We start from the raw sequence: 17884 nt of genomic DNA, 5'->3' as shown, positions 1-17884 counted from the left end.
GAAATCCGCTTCCTGCAATTACTTGCCAAGAATTTTCAAATAACTTCCATAGTTTTTAAATTCATTTTCAGATAAATTTATTGAAAAAGTAGCATCGCCTTCTGGACATTCAAAACGAGCGTAATGAGGCGATTTTACAATTAATAGTAATCCTAGCATTTCATAGAAAGCAATTGATTTTTCAATATCCTTTACACTGACAGTTACTTGATTTAGATTCATAATGGTTTAATTTATTTTAGTAAATGGATTCCATACTAATGCGTCGATTGTTAATTTCTATTCAGTTCACCACTAATAAATGGCTTAATTTTGTTTTTATTAGATATTGATAGTGCATTATAAAAGGTATTAAGTTTTTGTTTAATATAAGTAATTCTAACCACTCTTAAAACTGGTTTACCATTCAATTCTGTGGCTCTTACCATAATTCCAAGTAATTGTCCATCAGCATTAAATGCACCTCCGCCACTCATACCAGCAATAGCATCTATATTAGCTAAAAATTCTACTTGTGGATTGTATGGAATATCCCCTTCAACATTTCCTTTAAGTTTTAAAGATTGAATGATACTTTCGGCCTCTGAATCGGAATAGACTTTACCAGTTGAAACTGCCCCATTTGGATATTTGGCTTTATCCTGTGGATAACCTATCGCAAAAACAACTTCATTAGTGTTTGTAATCGCCCAAGTTTGAGTAGCCAGTGTTTTGTTGTTTGGGTCATACATTTGCAGAGGAGTCGAAGTTTGAACAAAATTTGGATAATTGCCTAAACCGTTATCAATAATCCGTTGGTTGTCTATTATGCCCAAATAAAAATCATCTTTTGGGAATATAGTTGTATTCGTTGCAATTGATGGTATTTGCGGATGATAAAGACCAAAATTTGCATTCCATTCATTTGATAAACTTATATTTCCATTTGTTTTAGGTATTTTCGAGCCCAGAAAAATACCATTATTAATCGCAACTATATCAATAAATTCTTCATTAAGAGAAGTCCAAGAGCTTATTCCGTATACGTGATTTGCAGAAACAAATAGCCCTAAATTATAATCATTTTTTTTGCTCCAAATAACTTTGCTTCCAGCACCATTAGTGCCTACACTACCTCTAACTTTATTTATCAGGTTTACGAAATCGGTACTAGAATGATTTAAAGCATCTTCAAGTTTAATCAAATTGGTTTCAACAATTCCTTTAGGAGGATTGGGTGTAGGAACGGAACTATCCTTTGCACAACCAATTGCAATAAACATAGTAGTTAAAAACATCCAAATTAAATTTATTGTGTTTTTCATAGTTATTGGTTTTAAAAAGTTGAATTTATTAGTTGAATTCAAGAAGGTATAAGAAGATGTTTTTTGAATTGATTTACTTTAAGGATAAATTTCTCCAACAATTCTATTGTTCCAACCACCATATCTACCAATTGTATTTGCATAATTATCGAGCTCGGCTTCACTGTAGGCACATCCATCATATATTTCTATTCCTACTTCTACTAATTCCCAAGAAGCATCAACATAATGCCAATTAAAATTATGAGCCCCATTATTGTTATAACCGCCATTTCCTTGTTTTATAATTCCCAAAGGGAATAGTGTTCTCGAATTTACAGGTAGGATTAGTTCGTCTAAACATTGTTTTATTACTATTGGGTCGCTAGTAGCAGCAATAAAAAAAGTGTTTTGCCAATATGTTGTATGGTCGCAACTGCTAAACTTGAAATATCTTAAATTAGGATTTGGGGGAGGATAATGATTATCTTTTGAACAAGAATTTAACATCATAATAATTACTGTAATTGTAAAAATTTTTGTTTTCATATTTTTTGTTTAAAATTTTAAAGACACACCTGCAGTTAATCCGGATATGTTTCCACCACCAGCTTCTAATAAAGCACTAAATTTATCATTGAAGAAATATCTTGCGCCAACTTGTCCTGTAATAAAAGCTGAATTCCCGTAGCTCGTATTAGATGTGATATTGTCATTGCTTAGAGAAGCTTTCCAGTAGCCTAATGTTAGGCCTCCGTAAACATCAAATTTTGAGTTAAGATTTAATAGTTCATTGAAGTGATAATTTCCCTTGATACCTCCATAAATGAATGACCATTTGTAGTCATTTAGATAGCCAGTATCTTTGTAGGAAGTGTAATTTAAAGCTACTCCAATACCTATTTCATTGGTTACCAAATGTTCGTAGGCAAAATGAAAAGGAGTGCCGTAAGAAGATAGTCCAATACCCAAATCAGCTAGATTTGTTCCTTTTTTGATTTGAGCACTCAAGTTCATAGAAAAAATTGTAAGGCAGATAATTAATAGTTTTGATTGTTTCATTTTAATTTAGTTGTGAGTTATTGTTGATTTTAAATTGTTAAAGTTTAATTGATTTATTAAGGCTATTTTTTATCCATAAATTTTGCCTATGAACTTCAAGCTTACTATTTTTATTTTTTTTGTAAAAAATTGTTCCAAGAATCACTAGAAGAACCGTAATGGTTCTAAATACATTGAAATAAATTCCGCCCAAAGCGTTTTCGGTAGCGGAAAACATCATCGCCGAAAGATTCATAAATAAATGAAGGAAAACAGGAACCCAGATATTGTAATTCCATTCGGCATATACCCAAGAAAAAAGAATTCCTCCTAAGAAAGTTATTGCAAAAATCCCTATGGATTCGTAAAATTCTTGGCTTTGATACAAATGAATGAAACCAAATAATAATGCACCGAATAAAACAGAAGGAATAAACCCAATTTTGGTAAATCTGAATACTTGGCCAAAAAGGAAACTGCGAAAAAATAATTCTTCAAAAAATGCAGCGGCAACTACTTTTATTAAAAATTCCTCTAAATTTATTTCAGAATTGAATTTAAATATTATTGCAAAACCTATAAACATAGGTAATGTGAATAGTAATGGCACATAAATTCCTTTCAAAATTGAGCCTGATAACCCAAAACCGTTTGCGAATTCTTTTCTATTATGTATTAAAACTGCACCCAAATAAATAGGAATTCCTGAAATTAAATAAGCAATTATGTGACTTACTCCACCATTATTAATAACTTGATTTAATGTATTTCTTAAATCTTTGAAATAAATTTCGTCTAAAAGAAAATAAATTCCAAATGCTAGATAAGTAATTACCATTGTTTTGGTTTGCTTAGTCATTTTTTAAGTTTTTAAATTGTTATATCTATTTATTAGACGCAAAAATTTTCTAAATGGTTGCATTAAAATTTTTATTTTTTTATCTAAAAATCAAATTGAAAACCCACTTCCTGAGATTACTTTCCAAGATTTATCAAATAATTTCCATACTCTTAAATATTTAAAATTTCCGTCGATAATTTGGTCTGCATATTTTGCTTTTAAATATATTGTTACGGTTACTATTGCAACGTCATCAATGATTTTAATGATTTGTTCTGATGGTAAAATTTTTGAAATTGACATATTGCTAGGTCTATATTTTTCAATATAAATTTGTTTGCTTATCGTTTGTCCAGTTGGATTGTTAAAAAGTAAATCGTCGTGTAAAAGTTCATCAAGCACTTTAATATCGCAACTTTTTGCTGCTTTTAAAAGTTGTTGCTCACAGTCGATTATTTGTTGCTGTTGTGTCATTTTTTTTAAAATTAATTATTTTGACATAAAAAATTCTTTTGGATATAAAATATTCAATAAACATAAAATGAGTAGAAAGTTAAACTCTACACCATTTCGTCCGCCACCAACTACAAACCAGCCTTCTTTGATGTGAATCATAAAAATACCAGCAAATAAAATCAGAATGGTAACAAGAAATGTGAATTTTAGATATTTGTTAGTAATAAGTGAAAATACTAATGCAATATGTGACAGTTTTATAAACCAAGCCAACGGAACTCCAAGTGGTGCAAATCCGACTTGATTCAAATATAAATTTCCAAAATCATTGATGCCGTTGTTGAACATTCCAGCTAAACTGTGCACTAAAAAAATTACTATTAGTGCGATTCGAAGAAAAGTGAGATTTTTTTTCATTTTTATAGTTTATTAAGATTTAACTCATCTTACTTATTTTAATTTTTACTTCAAGAAAGTGATTATTTTGAAATAAAATTACCGCAATCTTTCGCATTTAAAAACTATTGTTGCTGGCGCGTTTTCTAAACCATCATTTAAGGTTTTTGTTAACACTATTTCATTTGGTGCTGTTACAACAAGTTTGCCATCAACTTTAGTAACTGTAACCGTAACATTTGAATCTATTGATGAATAGATTGCGCCTTTTCCAGCGAGATCATATACCGTACATTCAAAATAAATATAATTCAATTCGCTTGCAACCACAGTATTTTTTGATTTCACTGTGTAAACTCCTGCAAGATGGGTGTTAAAATTAAAAACAGTCTGGCAACTTTTAAAATTGTTATTGTTTGTAGAAATATTTGAATCTACAATTACAAGCGTATAAGTCTTTCCGCCAATGGTTGTTGCTAATTCTTGACTGGATACTCGTCTAGAAAATTTATAAGCATTCAAACTCCAAGAGTTTTCGGCTGTCGGCGTTGGTGTTGGGTTTGGATTGCTACCGTTATCATCGCTACTGCTGCTGCAAGATGACATTATTGCAAAAATAAATACTGTTATTGCTGATTTTAAAATTGAATTTTTCATTTTGATTATTTTTAATATTAATTGAAATTTGTGTTTTAATTTTTTTATGCTGAAAGAATTTTAAGTTGAATTTTCGATGGTTTTATGTTTAAATTAGTATTTGAGTTTATAGTATATTTTTTAATTTTATTTATTTTAAATTTATTTCTACTGTTTTTCCATCTTCTTCAATATCGATAAACTGTTCAACTCGATGGTTGTTTATAACTCGTTGATGTTGTTTTTGATAAAATACTGTACCGTAAGAATTTGTACCAACCTCTACATCTCGTTTGTAATTACTTGTTGTTTTCATAAAGGCTTGCAAAAAATATTTTCCTGGTTTCATTTCGCTAAAAGTGAATCTTCCGTATTCATCGGTTGTAACCTCAATCCGAAGTGAAAAAGCATCATTTGACATATAAACAGTAGTAGTTTTAGTTTCTTTTTTTTCTCTTAAATTATACCATTCCATAAAATATTCGTTTACCGGAAAAAGCGTAACTTTTATGTTTTTTCCAAATGTTTTGCCACCAGCTAATTGCATTTTATTGACTTTTTGATATAAAATGCCCCGAATTGTAGATTTCCCTTTTGCTATTTGACTTTTGGTTTTTTCAACGTTAAAAGGTGAATCTGGATATAAAATAACTTGCTCATTTTTATTTGCCAACCTATCAGCATTTGAAAGTGGGCTACATTTTATTAGAAAGAAAGAAAGTACTAGTATTAAGGTTATGTTTTTTTTATTTTTCATGATTAAAATTTGTAATTATTTAAATTATTATCTGTTATTCTTGAATTGATTATAAGCCAAAAACGCAATCCAAACTGCTACAATAATCGTTATGACTTTGCCGTTTTTAGACAAATCAAATAGATCGAAGAGTACAATAGTAAAACTACCAAAAACCCAAAGCCAGTCCAAAATTGTAATTATTGACACCAACAATTTATTTGCCAATTGCTTGCTAAAAATATACCAAACAAATATTGAAAACATCAGTAAATTTGAACCAATGAAAGGAAAAACATAATCATTGTTTAGATTGAAAAACTTATTTAAATGTGTATAAAAGAGCAGCATTGCTAAACCAGTTATAGCTGAAAAAATGCTGTTGATCGTCAAATATTTTTTTAATTCGTTCATAGATTTATATTTACAGTTTTCTTATTTATATCAAGTTGATATACTCTTGATAAGACTGACGATCGTAGTTTATCTATTGATAGGATTTCACCTAATTATATAGTTAAGCATAATTAGTACATTTTGATAGTACTCTTTTTAAAGCGTCTTCTTTAATTTAATTTCTACAACTTCTCCATCATTTTTGACAGTCACTATTTTTTTTATTTTTGCTTTTACATCTGCAATAAAGTTTTGAGAATTGGTTATTTCATTAGAACCTTGGTAAATACCATTTGTATAATAATCTGTGTAACCAACTACTGATGTTGATGTTGCAGAATGTTCGTACTCAAAAACTGTTGTTATCAAATAATCCCCAGGCATTAGATTTTTAAATTCAAAATGCCCTTCATCATCATAAATTGTGGTTTCTATGAAGCATTCCTCAGCGCCTTCGGGTAATGGTAATGGTGGTATGATTTTTTTATAATTGGCTTCATTTGTTTTATTCCATTCTTTAAAATAAGCGGTGTATGGTGTTAAAACAATTTTTGTTCCTTGAGCAGCAACTTGTTTTTTATTCAAATTAAGTACTGCCATTCCTTGTAACGCACCTCCATTTTTATTGTCTTTTGCAAATGCTTGTCCTTTTATAATGGACTTTCCTTGTGTTATCAATTTCAAAGCTGCTTCTTTATCAAACTTACTTTTTAGTGGATTATAATCACTTTCGTTATTCTTTAATTCAACAATAATTCCGTCAGGAGCTCCAAAATAAAGTTTCCAAAGTTTACCCGTTTTTTGGTCAATAAAATACCGTAAAGTTTGTTGAGAGCCTTCCTCATAGACTTCGACACGCCACACTTTATGCATTCCTGAAAAATTAGAACGATGTTCATCTACATAGACACCACTTATTAACACATTACAAAACCTTTTATTCATATCTATTGCTTCGTAATCAAACACAGGAATAGTTGCTTTGTAGCCTTCTGCTAAAGGAAGTGCTGGTAAAATGAATGGATAAATAGATATGTCAAAAAAATCGGTCTTCGACTTTTCTTTGATTGTAGTTTTCATTCCACTATAATGGTCTTGTATTGAGCCAGATATTTCTTTAGCGAAATTCAAATTAAGGTTTCGAGTACTTCTTTGTGATACTACACTAATTGGTTTGAAGGTGTTTCCATTGGCTACAAAATGGTCGGTCCAAGGATTATCTTTGTTTTTGAAAGAAAAAGTTGTTTTAACATCTAGAGTTTGGTTATCATAGGCAACTTCTATTTTGTAATTTCCTACCAAAGTTAAAGGTGAACCATTTTGAGAACTGGAATAATCCATAATAGTAGTACTCGATTTCAATAAAGATTTATTGATTGATGGATCACCTGGTAGAATTTTAGTTTGTGCCAAACTACAAAAAGCAACGATTTGCATTAATGCAATTAAGATTATTTTTCTCATATCATTAATAATTTGCTTAATAAGTAAGTGTAATGACTTTTGAATATAATTGCCCAGTTCCTAATATCATTGTTTTATGGTTATTCATTTTAGCAATAGCAGTAAAATCTCCTGCTTCACTTGAAAATTGATAGCTTTTTTGTATGAAAGTTGTCCAGTTATTATTTGTCAATAAAATATCACCGTAAGGAAAAAAACCAGTCTCATAATGTTGACCAATACCAATACATTTTGTAGCATTTAAGAATTGTACTTTGCTCACAGGATTTGGCAAAGTAATTGAACGACCTCCATCAATATCAACTAATTGATTCCCACTTTTAATAAATGTTTTACCAGAACTAAAATAAATTTGAGTTAAATTATTTTGGTTAATTAGCTCAATTGATTGCCAGCTTGCACCACCATTTGTTGTTTTGTAATAATTATTATTTGTATTTGTAGTGGCAATTCCGTAATTGTTATCTTTGAATTTGACATCGATAAAGTTATCATTTGATTGCCTTTGTAATACATTTGACCAATTTTCACCACCATCGATAGTTTTTATAAATAAATTATTTCCTGTGATATAGCCTTCATTTACATTTTTGAAATACAATCCAGTTGGAAAACCTTTTTCGATACTATTTAAATTAATTACACTCCAAGACTGTCCTGAATTTATGGTTTTTAGAAGATAGCTTCCAGTATTGTCTCCGCCAATTACATATCCAATATCTGTATTAACAAATTGTATTTTCTTCAAGTAGAAATTAACCGTTGAGTTTAACGAAGTCCAAGTTGAGCCACCATCAGTTGTTTTAACTATTTTTCCTAATCTAGAAATGGCATACCCTGTATTTTCATTGGTAAAAGTTAAATCGTTATAGAAATCTTGAGGTATGTTTGAGTTTAATTCAATTAAATTATTTAATATTAAATCGGGAATGGGTTCAACATCCAGCGCATTATTATCATTATTACAGGAATAAATAATAAATAAAATGAGTATTGCGTAAAAAGTTTTTGTTTTCATTGTTATTTGTTTTTTAAGTTGCTTTACTTTATTAATTTTGAAAGAGGTGTTCGTGTTATAAGAAACAATTTTATTATTTAATTTCCGCTTGTTAAAGTTGATAAATCAATATTTAAGATTGTTTCTTTAACTATCTTAGTTAAAAGTAATTTCAATAAAATCATTTACTAACTAGTGCGACTAAAGCATCTATACCTACTAATTATATTTTCATTATTGATGTAGTTTGGTGTGTTGTTTTAGCAAAAATCAGCAATCGCCAACTGTAAAAAGTACTTCCTTGTAAGTTGATACTAATTATTTGTGTAAAGTTGCGAAATGCCATAACTAAAATTCATTAACTTTAGTTAAGAAAAAAATCTAATTCTAAAAAGTCAAATTCAGTATGTTGTTTTATAACAATTCACTAAAAGCTATACCCAATTCCAGAATATATACCGAAAATGTAAGGTTTAGAGTTTGTGTCACGAGAATTGAAAGTATTGATTTGGTATTTAAACACTGGTTCAACTCTAAAATCTAGCTGTTTTAAAATATCATATTTTAGGCCCAAACCAACATTTCCGCTAAAATGAACATCGTTCAAATTATTAGCTCTACCAACATTGATTCTTTCTTGTTGCAATCCCATAGAAATGGCATTCTGTGTTAAAAATAAAGTACTCATTCCGCCAATTAGTTCAATGCCAAACCTTTTGTTTAAAACTTTATAGGAGAGTTCAAGAGGCAATTCAATATATCCCATTTTTTGGTTTAAGACTCCCGTAGCGAATGAATTTGTACCAGGGTCAAAATTGTTTAAAATACCTAAATCAACTGAAGAACCTTGTAAAGACAGCCTTACACCACCTGTAATCGTAGTATTAAGCTGGACATCATTTGTGTTATAATTTACAGAAACAGTGTTTAATCCTGTTCTTAATTTTACTTTTTTGTTTAAAGCATAATTTATTCCTACTCCAAAACTTTGGCTTGTTTTATATTCTTTTTCATTAGATTCAAATTGTGGGTCTAGAGAGGATCCATCTGCCAGAGAATTATAAAAAACAGGAGCAATATTTGTGTTTATTTGCCAACGGTTAAGCTTTTGTTGCTTGATTGTTTTTTTCTCTTTTTCTTTCAATAATTCTTCTAATTCATTGGGTTGAGAATTAGCAATTGCTGTTGTTTTTTTGTTTTCTTCCAAAGTCAATTTATTTTTATTATTACCTGAAAGCAACAAACTATTTGCATTAGTCTGATTTGTAAGCTTAATGTTTTCTGCTGTTTTTTCTTTATCCTGAATGTTATTATTAACGACTATATTTTCAAGATTTAAACCATAGGTTTTAGTGAAGCTGAAACTATTTGCATTAGATTTTTCTCTTAAAGTTTGCCCTGAATTTGGTTTGAGTAACCCTATATTATTTTTTACTTTTTTATCTGATGAAACAATGGCATCAGCCTTGCCATTTTTAAAGATTATTGATGTGTTTGGTTGGTTTATTAAACTTTTTTTACTGTTTGAAGAATCACTGACTACTACTATTTCTTTGCTTTTAAATTGGTTGTCAGAAGATGAGGTTTTAATTTTTGAATCTTCAGTAAGTTTACTTTCTTCTTGTCGAATTATTTTATTATTTGGGTTGTCAAAAAGTAGAGTATTTGAAATCCATAAGCCTAAAATTAATGAGGCAGCAATACCAGAGAGTTTCCACCATAGAGGTATCATCCTTCTTTTCTTTTTTTTCTCTAACTCTATTTTGATATTGTCCCACACCTCTTGAGGTGGAATTGATTCAAAGTTTTTAAGTTTTTCTTGAAAAAGTTTGTCAATGTTTTTTCTTTCGCTCATTATTAATCAAGTTTCGTGAAAATTAAATCAAAGAGGAGCCTCAACTAGCTTTGAGGCTGCCTCTTTTTATGTAATTCTAAAAGTAGATTATTGAACCACAACATTAAATGTTGCTTCAATATCCGAAGTTCCAGCAGCATTTGTAATATCGCCTGCGGAAACTCCTGTAGCTGATTTGTTTGGTTTATGTTTTAAAGTTATTTTAAGGGTTCCTGTAGCAGCTGTTGTTGTTACAAAAACACTTTGTAAGCCTACAGGCTTTCCGTTAGAATCCAGATTAGTTGTAGCTGTTCCATATGTAAATGAGGCTAAAGTCCCTGTTTTTTGATAAAACAATTGATGTTCTTTTCCTTCTGTAATGATCTCTGGAGTAATGTCTTTGACAGGATTTGCTGCTTCATTTTTGAATGTTACAACACCATTATAGGTTTTGCTTAATGCAAAATTTCCTGAAACGGTAACAACCGGAGCATTTGGTCCAGCACCATCTAAATCTTTGGAGTTTAGTGTAATCGCAGTTCCTCCACCAACAGGTGTATAAATTGCTGTAATAGTTGTTATCGACTCCAATACATTTACTGGTTTATCGTCGTCTTTGTCACAAGATGTTAATGCTAAAAAGGATACTAATGCTAATGCTGTAATTTTTAAATTTTTCATTTTTTTTTGTTTTAAATTTGTTTTTATTATTAATTTTAATTGAATTATAAGTTTCTATCTGTTTTGTCTACCAAAAAGACATTGACTGTTAAGGTAGTCATCCCTGCTTTTGTGTTTAAAATATTTTGAACTTAAAATAGTAAACCATTTGTTTTTTTACTTTTAAATAATTTTAAAATTATCTGTGTTGCCTTCTATTTTAATTTTCAAAATCATTCTTGCTCTATGCAAATTTGACTTTGAAGTGCCAATGTTTATTTTTAACATTGAAGCTATTTCTTGATGTGAATAGCCATCTATAACATTCAAATTGAACACTAAACGGTATCTGTCCGGTAATTCCTGAATGATTTTCATTAAATATTCAATGGATATATAATCATTTTCAATTTCTATATCTTCTATAATGTTATCTTCAACCAAACTCAAAAAAGTTTCTTTTCTATATTGTTGAAGAATGTGATTTATTAGCACTTTCTTCATCCAACCCTCAAAAGATCCTCTGAAAGCATATTGCTTAATTTTATCAAAAATCAATAGAAAACCATCTTGTAGATTATCTTGAGCTTCAGCATAGTTGCGTGAATACTTTAAGCAAACCGAAAACAATCTTGGAGAAAACTCTCTATACAACTGTTCTTGGGCTTTTAAATCGTTCTTTTTGCATCCGTTTATGAGTTGTTCTGTACTCAAATGGTTATGGTTTTTAGAATGTTTAATAATTTGGTAATGGTTTTTTAAAACTAGTTGGGTTGCAAAAAGACATTTATGGTTTCTGTCATCACGTGACAACAGTCGCCAGTAACTGTAATTGGACTTGAAGTGTATGTTTTATAACCCGATTTTGAAACCGTTAAAATGTATGTTGCTTCTTTTTCATGTGCACCAGCGAAAGTCGGATTATTGTCTGGGAATGGAATTGGCATTAATGTTTCTTTATAATTACCACTTGTTGCCACGACTGTAACTCCATCGGTAGTTGACGTACTCGAGTTTCCTAATTTTACAAATACATTTAATCCAGGTCTAGCTTCCAAGGCACAAATAATATCCTCACAATAATTTTCCACAAAGGTGTATTGAAAACCATCAGCTAAAGCATCATCTTTGAAAACGACTCCATTTTCGTTTAGAAATGCATAGGTTAATCTTGCATAAATAACATTCAATTGTTTGATTTCTAATGTAGAGGTTTTACCGTCCTTTTTTATGGAATAAGAATATGTTCCTGCGGGTATTCCTGATCCGGTTGTATTTACATTTTTTGTAACTTTTAGAGTATGATTCGATTCGTTGAAATCCCACATAACATCTCGAGTATTAAAATTGTCGTTAATTCCAGTAATTCCTCCCGAAGTGTTTTTTAGAATCCAACTCGAATTAATTTGGGGCTCTTCATTTGAGGACCGATTGTCAAGGCTACAACTTGAGGCAATAAAGGAAAATACCATTCCTAAACACAATACTAAATTTTTCATAAAAATATATTTAAAGTTCGTTTTATTTAAAAGATGTTGGAATTGTGAAAAGGTTGCGTGAACGATCGAAAAAAATCAAAATTTTTATTTAATGGCTTATATTCTTTGTCAGCTTTCTTTTCTATTTCCTTGTTTATAATAATATTACAAATGCTACGCAATAAATAATTCAAAGCTTTAGGTTACAAACTAATTAAAAAAATCAACAAGCATTTTAATTAAACCGAAAACTCATATGTAGAGGAAGTCGGTATTAATATCTGGTTGTTTTTGTTGAAATTTTCATCTGTAAATATGCTTAATTAAGAAATTTAAAGTTTAGCGATAAATTTACTTATTTCAATTAAGCTTTTTTCATCTTTTAAAGAAAACGAGCTGTTTTTGAGGTGATTAGTGATTTCTTCTTTTTTCATTGGAAAGAGTGTTTCAAGTTCTTTTTTGTTTTTGGGCATTTGTATAATTCTTTTGTCTTTCGTTTCTATGTAAAATTCGCTTTTTAATTTAGTGAATTTTGCAGGATAATAGGGCTCAAATGTTGTTTTCGGCACTTTTTCATTTTCAAGAATTATTTTATCTCTTCGTAATAATGATACTTCGTTTTGATTGGACAACTCAACCAAATAACCGTAAACAGCTTCTCCTTTTGAATTGATATAGTTTAAAAGTCTTAATTTGTATTTTTCAAAATTTATCAAAACAACATCAAATAGATTGTCTTTTAGTAGTGCGTCGTTTTCGGTTTCATTTTTTTGAATTTCGATTTCGTCTGAAAAAGCATTGTAACGTAGCATCAATTCTTGATTAATTCCTATAATTTTGCCAAGAATAAAGGTATCAAAAATATAAGGGGAGCCTTTTATGTCCCTATAATTTTTTACAACAGGATTGACATCGAATCTTAAAAAGCGATTGTTTATATCGACCTTATCGTTCTTCAATGAAACATCATTGATGCGTCTTCCGAAATCTTTCTTCCTTTCTTCTTGGCTATATCCATTAAGATAAAAACCAGATAAAATAATAATTTTTGCGATTAATTTTTTCATAACAATAGTTTTAGCGAGTTAGATTATATAATGAAGTGAAACAAAAGTTGCTTCTTAAAGGATGCAAAAAGTATGAAATGGTTGCGTGAAAGTTTAGTTCTATGTAGGTTTTGTCTAATTTATCTAAATAGTGTTCGTCTGATAAGCCTGAACGGTTAAAGAAAACTACACTTCCTAATTTTAAATCTGGATAAATTCTAATTTCACAATAATAGCCACCGCCGCCGCCAGCATGTGCATAATATTTTTGACCATTTAATTCGCTAGTAAACCAAGAAAGGCACATTCTTGTTTTTTTATTTTTGTTATTATTATTTTCTTGAAACAAAACCCTTTTTACATCTTTTGAAATAATTGGACTATCCTCCTTCAAAAACTCTTGAACATACTTTACAAATGCTGTTGGCGTTCCAATTAATCCTCCATAAGAAGCACCATTCACATAAAAATTATTAAAGGATTTCCATTTACCTCTGGTCTTATTCATAATCTTCGATTTATTTATAAAAAATCCTAAAATAAAATTTGAAAATGTCATTTTCTTATGGTATCCTGTAGCGTGCTTGTTAGCGTCCATTATCTCAAAAGTTAAATCATTTTTTTCTAAAGAAAGTTTATCAATGCTATTTTCGATTACATATTGTTCATACGTCAATCCTGTTATTTTTTCAATCAATTGTCCAAGAATAACATATCCAAGGTTTGAATAAGAGTATTTGTCGTTTGGTTTTGATTTTGTTTTATTGTTTTTTGAAAATATATCTGCAAAAAAACTATTTCTATTAAATATTTGATGTTCGTTTGCTAAATGAATCCAATCTAATGGAATTGGATTCGGAATTCCTGCTGAATGGTTTAAAATTTGTTTAATAGTGATTTCATTTCCATATTCAAAATCTGGCAAGTAATTTATAATTGGTTTATTTATGTCTAATAATCCTTTTTCCTCTAGTTGTAGAATTGATAATGCTGTAAAGGTTTTTGTAATTGAAAAAGCATTATAAGTTGTTGTACTATCTGCTTTTATTTGTTTTTCAATATTTGCATAACCATTATGAATCTCTGTTATTATCTTATTTTGATTAAATAAATAGTACTGCATTGAGGGTGATTTATCTATTTTATTTTCGCTTATAAGTGACTTTTCAGTTTCAATCAACTTTTTTTTTTACTTAGATTAAGAAAACTTCCCGTTGTAAACTGAATGAAAAACGATCCTACATTATCATTTAACATTGAGTTTGCCTCAACATTTTCATCTTTCCAATATGAATTTGCATTAAATGAAAAATTATATCCCACTTTTAGCCCATAAAAAATACCAGAACTATTAATTTTTGAAATTGATAAAGACGGCGTTAATCCCAGTTGATTATTAGAATAATATTGATTCTGAAATGAAGTTTTATTGCTAATAATACTCTTGTTATTTAGAAAACTAAAGCCTAATGCTGGTTCAAGTAACAGTTTCTTATTTTTAAGAATGTTGTAGCCAATAAATAAAGAAGTATTCATTCCAGAATAATCAACCTTGAAATTTGAGTTTGAATTTGTTCCATTTGAAAAATAAAACTCGGTTCCAATATTTAGTCTATTAAAATAATAACCGCTACCAGCACCTAACGAAAAGGAACTTATTTGAGAAGGTAGATTAGTGTTGAATTGAGAATTGAATTTATTTACTTGACCACCAACAATGGCATAAAGTTTTAAACTTTTTTGTACTTGTGCGCTAATAGAAAAGGTGAAAATCAGGAATAAAAATGTAGTGTAAAATAATTGGTGTTTTATCATTGTTTGAAAATTTAGTTCTGACTATTTGAAAGTACAAATCTCCAACAACAAAAATTTCAAACCGTTATCATTTGATAAGAAGTGAATTTATTTTAAAAGCTCCCGTCTCAAACGACTTAATGATACATTTGTTATTCCTAAATAGGTTGCAATGTCAGTATGTGGAATTAAATTTTCTAATTCAATAAACTGCTCTCTAAATTCATTTAATCGTTCTTTAGCAGTTAATGAAGCAAAACCAATTTCCTTATTAATCTTCATTACCAGTTCATTTCTTAAAACAGAATTGGCAAAATCTCGAACTTCAATATTCTCAATTATCAACTTTTCAAAAAGGTGTGCATTCATCTTTACAATTTTTAAATCTGTCAATGCTCTAAAATTGAGAATAGAGACTCCTTTTTTTATTCTTGTTGTATATGGAGAGATAACCGATTTATTTTTAAAAAAAGACAATGTTATTTCATTTCCTTCGGGGTTGATTAAAAAACTTTTACAAATTCCCTCTAAAATGATATATTCACATTTATCCACTTTATTTTTTTGAATAAAAATATCGCCTTTTTTATAATTATCAATTTCAATTATTTCCAAGATTTCTATAAAAGATTTTTCGGATAAAAAGGAAATTGATGTTAAGATCTCTTTTAAAACTATTTTTTCAGTCATAATATTTTTTTAACAATCTAAGAAAATTAGAAAATTAATTTTAAACTTAAATCATTAAGATATTCAAAAGGTTAAAATTGGTTACTCTTTTGATGTATTTATTAAATGAAGATTGGTTAAAATTTATAATTTAATTGTTTTTATTGATAATTGACTTCAAAAATAATCTTTTAAATTTTAAATGCTATAATTTGATGTTATTTGTATTCTTAAAATAATTTTAATATTGATTATTTTGCAATACTAATGTTTATTGTTGATGAAAACTTATCCCTTAATATTTTCATATCCTCACTTACTTTTTTATCTAAAACTTTTGCATAATGTTGGGTAGTTCTCAAATTTTTATGACCTAACATTTTACTTACACTTTCAATCGGAACACCATTTGTAAGCGTTACAGTTGTTGCAAAAGTATGTCGAGCAATATGAAAGGTTAAATCTTTTTCAATCTCGCAAACTGCTGCTATTTCTTTGAGATAGGCATTCATTTTCTGGTTTGTCAATATTGGCAAAAGTCTGTCTTCATTATTGCTTTTGGGGTGGTCAGCATATTTATCAATAATCATTTGTGTTACCGGAAGGATTGGGATTTTGGAAGCAGATTCTGTTTTCTGTCTGTGGGTAAATATCCATTTCTCGCCATCAATACCGATGCTTATATGTGCCTTGGTTAAGTTTTTTACATCAATGTATGCCAAGCCAGTAAAGCAGCTGAAAAGAAAGATATCACGAACCAAAGACAATCTTTCAGTTTTGAAATCTTTTTCTATAATTCGTTGAATCTCTTCTTCGGATAAATAAACACGTTCTACTTCTTTAACTTTCGATTTGTAATTTGCAAATGGATTTTTGTCTAACCAATCATTGGCCAAGCAAAGTTTAATTATTTTACTAAAATTTTTAATATACTTTACTGCCGTATTATTGGCACAGTTCCGAACGCTTCTTAACCAAAATTCATAATCGGTAACAAAAGCGTGATCTATTTTATTTATTTCTATATCCGAAACTTTGAATTTCCATTGCAGGAACTCAACAGTATGGCTTAATGATGTTTTATACCGTTCTAATGTTCCTGGTGCATATTCTTTGCCTACCAATTCTTTGATTTTGTTGTTGTGGTCTTGGAAGATTGGGATTAACATTCGTTGTCGTTGTTCGGTTCCTAATAGTTTTTCTTTGAAATTTTCAATCGTTAAGTTCTCGTTTCGGTGCATTAATTCCATTTGTGCATTAAAAACTTTCGTTTTCATCAAATCAAGGTAACTATTTATTGAACGTGCTTCTTCGGTTGTACCTTTCATTTTAGATAGTTCGGAGGACCATTTGGAGTTTTCGACAAACTTCTTGGTGCTGAACTCTAATCGTTTTCCGTCAACGGTTAAACGCACATAAATTGGGAGTTGTCCTGCTGCATTAGCTTTTGTCCTTTTAGCATAAAAATGTAAGGTGATTTTTGTTTTCATAGTGGTAACCTTTTAGTTGTTATTGAATTTAATTCTAATAAGACTAACACACAAGATGTACAATTTTTAAACTAGTCGTTGAACTGGTTGTAATGCCTTGTGAATGCTAGGTTGAGATAAAAATCGGTTACCCTAATTTCGGATAGTTTAGGGTAACCGATTTTATCCCTTTCAGTTCACGCATTAATGAATAATTTGATTGTAAGGAAAAAGAAAAAACCCTTTAAATCATACGATTTAAAGGGTTTTGAAACTAATTGTAGTAATACTTGTGGGCGATGAGGGGTTCGAACCCCCGACCCCCTCGGTGTAAACGAGGTGCTCTGAACCAGCTGAGCTAATCGCCCTAAACAATAAAGCTATTTTCATTACCGTATTGCGACTGCAAATATAAGGCTAGAATTGGGATTTACAAGCATAATTTTAAAATAAATAAATAAAAAATTATCCCTTTTATCTTTTACTCTCACTCATAAGGCTTTACAATAAAAATCAAACTCTCTTATTTTTTTGTAATGATTCGTTATAGTCTTACATTTGCATAATAAACAAAAAGTAATGGCCAGATTCAAAGAAAACGATTTACCAAAATCAAAAATTACTGCAACTTCACTACAAAAAGCAACGGTTATATTTGAATATGCAGGAAACCACCGTTGGAAATTTT

General features: G+C 29.6%; 21 protein-coding genes and 1 tRNA gene. All 22 read right to left on the bottom strand.

The features are described from left to right. Positions 1-18: 18 nt before the first annotated feature. Entirely contained in the window at positions 19-222 is a 204-nt protein-coding gene (locus RMO53_RS03160; RefSeq protein ID WP_409024823.1) for a VOC family protein, read from the bottom strand. 50 nt (positions 223-272) lie between these two features. Then, positions 273-1304, bottom strand: coding sequence for a trypsin-like peptidase domain-containing protein (locus tag RMO53_RS03155; protein WP_310377972.1), 1032 nt, complete (start codon positions 1302-1304; stop codon positions 273-275). 78 nt (positions 1305-1382) lie between these two features. Continuing rightward, positions 1383-1832 carry a hypothetical protein gene (locus tag RMO53_RS03150; RefSeq protein WP_310377970.1) on the bottom strand — a complete coding sequence of 150 codons (450 nt, stop codon included), beginning with the start codon at positions 1830-1832 and terminating at the stop codon, positions 1383-1385. Between the two features lie 9 nt (positions 1833-1841). After that, positions 1842-2345, bottom strand: a complete 504-nt coding sequence (locus tag RMO53_RS03145; protein ID WP_310377968.1) for an outer membrane beta-barrel protein — start codon at positions 2343-2345, stop codon at positions 1842-1844. Positions 2346-2382: 37 nt separating this feature from the next. Continuing rightward, the gene (locus RMO53_RS03140; RefSeq protein WP_310377966.1) at positions 2383-3183 is read right to left on the bottom strand and encodes a CPBP family intramembrane glutamic endopeptidase; all 801 of its coding nucleotides are present in this window, start codon (positions 3181-3183) and stop codon (positions 2383-2385) included. Positions 3184-3273: 90 nt separating this feature from the next. Next, a complete protein-coding gene (locus tag RMO53_RS03135) occupies positions 3274-3639 on the bottom strand; it encodes a nuclear transport factor 2 family protein (protein WP_310377964.1) in 366 nt (121 codons plus the stop codon). A 15-nt stretch (positions 3640-3654) separates the two neighbouring features. Continuing rightward, complete coding sequence (locus RMO53_RS03130) at positions 3655-4038, bottom strand: DoxX family protein (protein ID WP_310377962.1); 384 nt, start codon at positions 4036-4038, stop codon at positions 3655-3657. Between the two features lie 78 nt (positions 4039-4116). After that, positions 4117-4674 carry a hypothetical protein gene (locus tag RMO53_RS03125; RefSeq protein ID WP_310377960.1) on the bottom strand — a complete coding sequence of 186 codons (558 nt, stop codon included), beginning with the start codon at positions 4672-4674 and terminating at the stop codon, positions 4117-4119. Between the two features lie 130 nt (positions 4675-4804). Continuing rightward, positions 4805-5410 (bottom strand): carboxypeptidase-like regulatory domain-containing protein, encoded by a 606-nt coding sequence (locus RMO53_RS03120; RefSeq protein ID WP_310377958.1) that lies wholly within the window; start codon positions 5408-5410, stop codon positions 4805-4807. 27 nt (positions 5411-5437) lie between these two features. Next, the gene (locus tag RMO53_RS03115) at positions 5438-5803 is read right to left on the bottom strand and encodes a hypothetical protein (RefSeq protein ID WP_310377956.1); all 366 of its coding nucleotides are present in this window, start codon (positions 5801-5803) and stop codon (positions 5438-5440) included. 138 nt (positions 5804-5941) lie between these two features. Next, on the bottom strand, positions 5942-7249 hold the full coding sequence (locus RMO53_RS03110; protein ID WP_310377954.1) for a hypothetical protein: 1308 nt from the start codon (positions 7247-7249) through the stop codon (positions 5942-5944). A gap of 16 nt (positions 7250-7265) precedes the next feature. Further along, positions 7266-8267, bottom strand: coding sequence for a YCF48-related protein (locus RMO53_RS03105; protein ID WP_310377952.1), 1002 nt, complete (start codon positions 8265-8267; stop codon positions 7266-7268). Positions 8268-8673: 406 nt separating this feature from the next. Next, a complete protein-coding gene (locus tag RMO53_RS03100) occupies positions 8674-10101 on the bottom strand; it encodes an outer membrane beta-barrel protein (protein WP_310377950.1) in 1428 nt (475 codons plus the stop codon). Positions 10102-10188: 87 nt separating this feature from the next. Next, on the bottom strand, positions 10189-10761 hold the full coding sequence (locus tag RMO53_RS03095; protein ID WP_310377947.1) for a type 1 periplasmic binding fold superfamily protein: 573 nt from the start codon (positions 10759-10761) through the stop codon (positions 10189-10191). A gap of 162 nt (positions 10762-10923) precedes the next feature. Continuing rightward, complete coding sequence (locus RMO53_RS03090; RefSeq protein WP_310377946.1) at positions 10924-11454, bottom strand: sigma-70 family RNA polymerase sigma factor; 531 nt, start codon at positions 11452-11454, stop codon at positions 10924-10926. Positions 11455-11504: 50 nt separating this feature from the next. Continuing rightward, on the bottom strand, positions 11505-12239 hold the full coding sequence (locus tag RMO53_RS03085; protein ID WP_310377944.1) for a hypothetical protein: 735 nt from the start codon (positions 12237-12239) through the stop codon (positions 11505-11507). Positions 12240-12550: 311 nt separating this feature from the next. After that, complete coding sequence (locus RMO53_RS03080; protein ID WP_310377942.1) at positions 12551-13285, bottom strand: hypothetical protein; 735 nt, start codon at positions 13283-13285, stop codon at positions 12551-12553. 10 nt (positions 13286-13295) lie between these two features. Further along, positions 13296-14387, bottom strand: a complete 1092-nt coding sequence (locus RMO53_RS03075) for a serine hydrolase domain-containing protein (protein ID WP_310377940.1) — start codon at positions 14385-14387, stop codon at positions 13296-13298. A 53-nt stretch (positions 14388-14440) separates the two neighbouring features. Then, the gene (locus tag RMO53_RS03070) at positions 14441-15079 is read right to left on the bottom strand and encodes a hypothetical protein (protein WP_310377938.1); all 639 of its coding nucleotides are present in this window, start codon (positions 15077-15079) and stop codon (positions 14441-14443) included. Between the two features lie 87 nt (positions 15080-15166). Then, entirely contained in the window at positions 15167-15748 is a 582-nt protein-coding gene (locus tag RMO53_RS03065) for a Crp/Fnr family transcriptional regulator (protein ID WP_310377936.1), read from the bottom strand. Positions 15749-15978: 230 nt separating this feature from the next. Next, entirely contained in the window at positions 15979-17217 is a 1239-nt protein-coding gene (locus tag RMO53_RS03060; RefSeq protein ID WP_310377935.1) for a site-specific integrase, read from the bottom strand. Between the two features lie 272 nt (positions 17218-17489). Then, positions 17490-17564 (bottom strand) — tRNA-Val (locus tag RMO53_RS03055). Positions 17565-17884 lie beyond the last annotated feature (320 nt).

Source organism: Flavobacterium sp. (genome assembly GCF_031409475.1).
Classification (GTDB): domain Bacteria; phylum Bacteroidota; class Bacteroidia; order Flavobacteriales; family Flavobacteriaceae; genus Flavobacterium.
The sequence above is the reverse complement of the archived record's forward strand: the minus strand, read 5'-3'. Positions and strand labels throughout refer to the sequence as shown.

What these genes read in the sequence shown, in the direction of transcription:
- RMO53_RS03140 (WP_310377966.1), bottom strand. Translation starts at nt 3,183, where the DNA reads ATGACTAAGCAAACCAAAACAATGGTAATTACTTATCTAGCATTTGGA.
- RMO53_RS03070 (WP_310377938.1), bottom strand. Translation starts at nt 15,079, where the DNA reads ATGATAAAACACCAATTATTTTACACTACATTTTTATTCCTGATTTTC.
- RMO53_RS03135 (WP_310377964.1), bottom strand. Translation starts at nt 3,639, where the DNA reads ATGACACAACAGCAACAAATAATCGACTGTGAGCAACAACTTTTAAAA.
- RMO53_RS03075 (WP_310377940.1), bottom strand. Translation starts at nt 14,387, where the DNA reads ATGCAGTACTATTTATTTAATCAAAATAAGATAATAACAGAGATTCAT.
- RMO53_RS03080 (WP_310377942.1), bottom strand. Translation starts at nt 13,285, where the DNA reads ATGAAAAAATTAATCGCAAAAATTATTATTTTATCTGGTTTTTATCTT.
- RMO53_RS03060 (WP_310377935.1), bottom strand. Translation starts at nt 17,217, where the DNA reads ATGAAAACAAAAATCACCTTACATTTTTATGCTAAAAGGACAAAAGCT.
- RMO53_RS03085 (WP_310377944.1), bottom strand. Translation starts at nt 12,239, where the DNA reads ATGAAAAATTTAGTATTGTGTTTAGGAATGGTATTTTCCTTTATTGCC.
- RMO53_RS03115 (WP_310377956.1), bottom strand. Translation starts at nt 5,803, where the DNA reads ATGAACGAATTAAAAAAATATTTGACGATCAACAGCATTTTTTCAGCT.
- RMO53_RS03150 (WP_310377970.1), bottom strand. Translation starts at nt 1,832, where the DNA reads ATGAAAACAAAAATTTTTACAATTACAGTAATTATTATGATGTTAAAT.
- RMO53_RS03110 (WP_310377954.1), bottom strand. Translation starts at nt 7,249, where the DNA reads ATGAGAAAAATAATCTTAATTGCATTAATGCAAATCGTTGCTTTTTGT.
- RMO53_RS03105 (WP_310377952.1), bottom strand. Translation starts at nt 8,267, where the DNA reads ATGAAAACAAAAACTTTTTACGCAATACTCATTTTATTTATTATTTAT.
- RMO53_RS03100 (WP_310377950.1), bottom strand. Translation starts at nt 10,101, where the DNA reads ATGAGCGAAAGAAAAAACATTGACAAACTTTTTCAAGAAAAACTTAAA.
- RMO53_RS03160 (WP_409024823.1), bottom strand. Translation starts at nt 222, where the DNA reads ATGAATCTAAATCAAGTAACTGTCAGTGTAAAGGATATTGAAAAATCA.
- RMO53_RS03155 (WP_310377972.1), bottom strand. Translation starts at nt 1,304, where the DNA reads ATGAAAAACACAATAAATTTAATTTGGATGTTTTTAACTACTATGTTT.
- RMO53_RS03125 (WP_310377960.1), bottom strand. Translation starts at nt 4,674, where the DNA reads ATGAAAAATTCAATTTTAAAATCAGCAATAACAGTATTTATTTTTGCA.
- RMO53_RS03120 (WP_310377958.1), bottom strand. Translation starts at nt 5,410, where the DNA reads ATGAAAAATAAAAAAAACATAACCTTAATACTAGTACTTTCTTTCTTT.
- RMO53_RS03065 (WP_310377936.1), bottom strand. Translation starts at nt 15,748, where the DNA reads ATGACTGAAAAAATAGTTTTAAAAGAGATCTTAACATCAATTTCCTTT.
- RMO53_RS03095 (WP_310377947.1), bottom strand. Translation starts at nt 10,761, where the DNA reads ATGAAAAATTTAAAAATTACAGCATTAGCATTAGTATCCTTTTTAGCA.
- RMO53_RS03145 (WP_310377968.1), bottom strand. Translation starts at nt 2,345, where the DNA reads ATGAAACAATCAAAACTATTAATTATCTGCCTTACAATTTTTTCTATG.
- RMO53_RS03130 (WP_310377962.1), bottom strand. Translation starts at nt 4,038, where the DNA reads ATGAAAAAAAATCTCACTTTTCTTCGAATCGCACTAATAGTAATTTTT.